The organism is Bacteroidota bacterium (assembly GCA_034723125.1).
Lineage (GTDB): Bacteria > Bacteroidota > Bacteroidia > CAILMK01 > JAAYUY01 > JAYEOP01.
On the sequence record JAYEOP010000053.1, the window covers coordinates 1 to 5,409 of the forward strand.

Below are 5,409 nucleotides of genomic sequence, written 5' to 3' on the forward strand. Positions count from 1 at the left end.
TAGATAAGCCTAAAAGTGATAATACTACACAGTTTATAGATAAAATTAACTTAACTTTGTAAAATAAACAAAAACATATTTGAAATGAAAAAAGCAATTCACTACATTCAATTATTGATAATTTTTTTAATAGCAACAACTACTTTTGCTCAACAAAATTCTTCGTACCAGAAATCCAAAGCAACAAAAAAACCTTTAGCAAGAACTGTAAATGTATCGGATATTAAGAATGATTATAAATTTAACATTCAATACTTGGAAATGCCATCCCCTTGTTCAGGTTCTTACAAAACATATTTGCGTAAGCTTAAAGAAGAAATGCCTGCAAAAAAATATTCAAATAATTCTCCCAAAGCAAATAGAACAATTGATGCACCGAATGTATTGACAGATTTTGAAGGGAACATCTTTAACGGACACATTCCCAATGACAATGACATAGCAATTTCTAATAATGGTATTATTGTTTCTGTAATAAATTCAGTAATATATTTTTTCAATTCGGATAGCATGATAAATAATGCTGTTTCCTTAAAAGCCTTTGCTTCCGATTCAATTCACACTGAAGGCAAATTTGACCCACGAATAATTTATGACCCAACTGCCGACAGATTTATTCTTACTTTTCTGAATGGATTTGATGATAAAACAAGTTGTTTGTTTCTTGCTTTTTCTCAAACAAATGACCCAACTGGAAATTGGAATATTTATACTCTCCAAGGCAACCCACTCTCCGATTCAAGCTGGAGCGATTTTCCCATGATTGCAATTACTGAAAACGAATTATTTTACACAATAAATCTTTTACGAAACACAAAACCCGGGGAAAATTGGAAAAATACTTTTAAACAAACAATTATTTGGCAAATTGACAAAAGCACAGGATACAAAGGAGATTCATTGAAATTAACATTTTATCATGATATTGAATTTGAAGCTACAAATATCAGAAACCTATGCCCTGTTCAAGGTGGTTCATATCCTACAACTCCAAATATGTATTTTTTATCAAATAGGAATTTTTCACTTGAATGTGATTCTATTTTTGTTGTAGAAATAACTGGAGAATTAAATAATGCTCAAACAAAACTCAACATTAGTTTATCTTTGTCGGACAGTAATTACGGAGTTCCACCTCTTGCAGATCAACCTATAAACAGGAAGTTTGAAACCAATGATGCAAGAATCCTTGACAGTTATATCGAAAATAATGAAATTCATTTTGTGGGTAATTCAATAAATTTTTATAATAATTTTGCATCCATTTACCATGGAATAATTTCAAACCTAAGTACTACAAAAAATGTTCACTTAAACATTGTAAAACACCCCTACCTTGAATTCGGATATCCAAGTATTGCCTACACAGGAAGTAACTCAAACGATGAAGCAATAATCCTTACCAACCATTCCTCAGACACCATAAATCCAGGTATTTCAACATTTTTTTATAAAAATAAAAGTTATTCTGAAATAAAAAGAATAAAAGAAGGAGAAACAAGAGTAACACTTCAAAGCCAAGCTGAACAACGATGGGGCGACTATACAGGACTTCAAAGAAAGTACAATGAAAACATAGTTTGGGGTTGTGGGTATTATGGAAAACTAAGAAACTCAACACCTCGCAGAGTTAATGGCACATGGATTTTTGCACTACAAAGTCCATCATTCAGCACAACTGAACAAAAACCTCAATCAGAATTAAAAACAATCTCTTTTCCAAATCCTGCATCCAACTTTTTTTATCTTGAATTTGAAAATAATAAAAAACAAATATTGGATTTTTATCTTTACGACATCAATGGAAAAATTCAAAAGCACTTCATGCGTGAACGTATAAAAATTGGCAAAAATGCATTAAGTTTTGATGTATCTCCACTTAAGAATGGTGTGTATTTCCTTATTGCAAAAAACAATGATGAAGTTGTTCTTAAAGAAAGAATTGTAATTCAGAAATAATTTAAATAAAAAATATTTCATGAAAAAAATTATTATCACAGCATTAGTTTTTATTTTCATAGGTTGTAGTGAAAATAAAGTACCCCCGGGAACAGTACAAATCTCTGATAACTTATACATTGACAAAACAGAGATTTCAAATTTTGCATGGCAAGAATATTTGATTTGGCTTAAAGGTGAATATGGAATTGATTCCGAAAAATATAAAAACGGACTGCCTGATAAAAAAGTATGGAGTAGCTTGTATAAAACTGAATTTAAACTAATTCCAACAAATCAAGAAATACGAGAATACCCGATTGTTGGCATTGATTACGAACAAGCAATTAAATATTGTAAATGGAGAACTTTTGTGGTAAACAAAAAATATGAAAAAAATTTTAATGTAAATTACAGACTACCTACAAAGGAAGAATATATATCCGGTCAAAATATTGAGAACCTTAAAAACAAGAAAAAATATTTCAACCCAAAAACACAACTTTATAAATTACCTGATAAAATCAAAGGCAAACACACTATATTTTTATCAACCAACGTTTCGGAAATGACTAATGAGAAAGGAAAAGCTTATGGTGCAAATTTTTCTGACACTTCAAATTTAATAAAAGATTACAGCGATGCAGAAATATGGCTTGGATTCAGATGTGTAGCTCAAATTGTTGAATAATTGTAAAGATGAGTCCACTCTAAAAAGTCTTAAAATGATTTTCAGCTCCTTTCTACCCCAATCCCTAACCTAGATAAACTGTAAAAGAATAACTGCCACAGATTCACAGATTTCAGACTGCCTTTGGTCGTTTGTTTTGTAAAAATTTATTATAGTAAATACCTTTTAATCTGTGAATCTGTCTTTGACAGACGTAGTCTTACTTCTATTACACTTAGCATGTCTTCGACAGACGAAATCTGTGGCAGTTTTTGTCCTTTATATATCTTTTGCCACAAAAAACACGAATATTAGAAATAAGATATTAAAGGGAGAAGTAGCTGAAAATCAGGACTCCTTTTAGGGAATGGGGCAATTCCTGATTTTCAAAACCTGCACTCATTACTTTTTAGAGTGGACTCAAGGATTAAATATTTTGCATTTATTTTTTTATAAATTTTATTATTCTAATAATAATAATGTTGTACTTTTACAGCCTTAAAACAACTAAAATATTTCATTATGACAAAGGAAAATAAAAAATCAGGATTAGAAAAAAAATTAGCAGCATATTCAGCATTAGCAGCAGGAGTTTTTGTTGTAGGAAGTGCAAATGCTCAAATAATTTATACAGATATTAACCCTGATTCTACAATTTTTGCCGTTGATTCTTTCTTTTTAGACCTTAACAATGACGGAATTGTTGATTTTAGAATAAATGCACTGAAATATCAATCTTCCGCTACTGGATCTCATTCTCAATTTAATATAAATGTTGATTATGTTGCTATTGAGCCACTTAATAATAATGAAATACTCTCATCATACAATTATGTCAGTTATTACAACTATTCAAGTGGAGCTAAAGCTTTAAACAAAAATGACACTATTCAAGATGTTGAAACTGACGAAAATTGGTGGTCTGAATCAATGGGTATTTTAAACGGACAAGGATCGTATTCCGGTACTATGAACGGATCATCTTTTTCAGGCACCATTGATTACGGACATTTTGTGGGGGTTACAAATAAATATGTTGGAGTAAGAATAGAAAAAGTACAAGATGGAGACACTATTTGGCAATACGGTTGGGTAAGACTTGATGTTGCAAGTAATGGAAAAAGTTTTGTTGTTAAAGATTACGCATATCAAGGAGCCCACGATAAATACATCCTTGCAGGAATGGAAGTATCAGGCACAATAGAAAAGAAAATTGTTGAAAATATTGAAATTTATGTTTCACAAAAAACACTTTTTATTGATCTTAAAGAATTGAAAAAAGAAGATGCAATTATTAGAGTTTTAAATATTAACGGTCAAGAACTTCTCAAAAAAGAAAACTCAGAAAAATCAGAAATCTCTTTAAAAGAATTTACCACAGGAATATATATTGTAAATATTCAATTTGAAGAAGGAAGTATTAGTAAGAAAGTAATGCTTAGATAGAGGGGGCAAGATGCAGGATGCAGGATTCAAGATACAGGATGCAGGATTCAAGATACAGGATGCAGGATTCAAGATACAGGATACAAGATGCAGGATACAGGATGCAAGATTCAGGATACAAGATTCAGGATGCAAGATGCTAGATATTGGATGCAGGATTTACTACATAAAATAGGAATTATTTATTACTGTTGACTGTCAGACTGAAGACTTTCTTTATAAACCACAGCTCTTTCCTTCAATCCATCAAGCATAAACTTAACACAATCATGATGTTTGCCGATATATTCTGGAACAATAATTCCTTTTTCGTTAAATAATTTTTCATTTAGCATTCGTACTGCCATTGTCGCTGTGTAGCCTGTTGTTCTTGCCATTGAATGAGTTTTGGTCTTTGCATCATAGGAATCAAATAAATCATAAGAATACTTTAATTTTTTATTATCTTTTTCTCCTTCAACAATAATCTTCATGATTGTAACATCCTCCTCTCCTTCTTTTAATTCCCATTTAGGAAACAAAAGTTTTGAAGTAAAATCAAGAGGACTTACCTCTTTCCCATTAATTAAAATTGTTTCTTTATTAAAAAACCCAGTTTCACGCAACATTTTCATTTTTTCAACATGTCCGGGATATCTTAATGTTTTTTCTATCATATTCGGACAATCAATTGTTTTTATTAGTGAGCGTAATCCATCACTGTTAAATGCTTCAAGAGTGCCAATATTTTCAAAATCCATTAATTCAATATCAGAAAGTGCTTCTTTTGTTACAAGTTTTCCTTCCTTTACAAATCGAGCAGGTCGAGTATATTCTTCAATAACATCAGCAGGGGAAAAAACAGCTTTGTATTCGTAAGGCCAAGTTCTTATTTTGGGTAAACCACCAACATAAATTTCTACATTTTCAGTTTTGTCAAGAATATCATTTACATAACCAACAAGAATATAACTCATTCCGGGGGCAACTCCACAATCCATTATTGCAGTAACTCCATTTTTCTTAGCTAATATGTCAAGACCAAAAGCATCCTCAGGAAAAAAAGAAATATCAACAACATTTTTGCCTGCCTCAATAATTGACTCCAATGTTTTATAACCCATAAAACCCGGTAATGCATTAAGCACCAAATCGTAGTCTTTTATCAATTCCTTCAAAAGCGATTTATCAGAAAGGTCTTTTTCAATTTTTAAAATATCAAATTTATTATCAATTTTTGAAAGATTTCTTTCATTAATATCCGAAATACTTACATCAAAATTTTTATCTTTTGCAAGGTCAATTGCCATTGGTACACCAACTAAGCCAGCACCTAAAACTATTATTTTCATCTGTTTATTTGTTTATCTGTTTAT

The 5,409-nt window shown here is 30.8% G+C and carries 5 protein-coding genes; 4 read left to right on the forward strand and 1 reads right to left on the reverse strand.

All coding sequences use genetic code 11. From position 1 onward, the window contains the following. The first annotated feature begins 84 nt into the window (after window positions 1-84). From U9R42_01775 to U9R42_01790, 4 genes are all read left to right on the forward strand, one after another. Complete coding sequence (locus U9R42_01775) at window positions 85-1,959, forward strand: T9SS type A sorting domain-containing protein (protein ID MEA3494742.1); 1,875 nt, start codon at window positions 85-87, stop codon at window positions 1,957-1,959. A 19-nt stretch (window positions 1,960-1,978) separates the two neighbouring features. After that, entirely contained in the window at window positions 1,979-2,629 is a 651-nt protein-coding gene (locus U9R42_01780) for an SUMF1/EgtB/PvdO family nonheme iron enzyme (protein MEA3494743.1), read from the forward strand. A 501-nt stretch (window positions 2,630-3,130) separates the two neighbouring features. Further along, window positions 3,131-4,054 (forward strand): T9SS type A sorting domain-containing protein, encoded by a 924-nt coding sequence (locus U9R42_01785; protein ID MEA3494744.1) that lies wholly within the window; start codon window positions 3,131-3,133, stop codon window positions 4,052-4,054. Window positions 4,055-4,064: 10 nt separating this feature from the next. Further along, complete coding sequence (locus tag U9R42_01790) at window positions 4,065-4,229, forward strand: hypothetical protein (GenBank protein MEA3494745.1); 165 nt, start codon at window positions 4,065-4,067, stop codon at window positions 4,227-4,229. A 10-nt stretch (window positions 4,230-4,239) separates the two neighbouring features. On the opposite strand, the gene U9R42_01795 is transcribed toward U9R42_01790, so the two are convergent. Further along, the gene (locus U9R42_01795; GenBank protein MEA3494746.1) at window positions 4,240-5,385 is read right to left on the reverse strand and encodes a saccharopine dehydrogenase C-terminal domain-containing protein; all 1,146 of its coding nucleotides are present in this window, start codon (window positions 5,383-5,385) and stop codon (window positions 4,240-4,242) included. Between the last annotated feature and the right edge of the window lie 24 nt (window positions 5,386-5,409).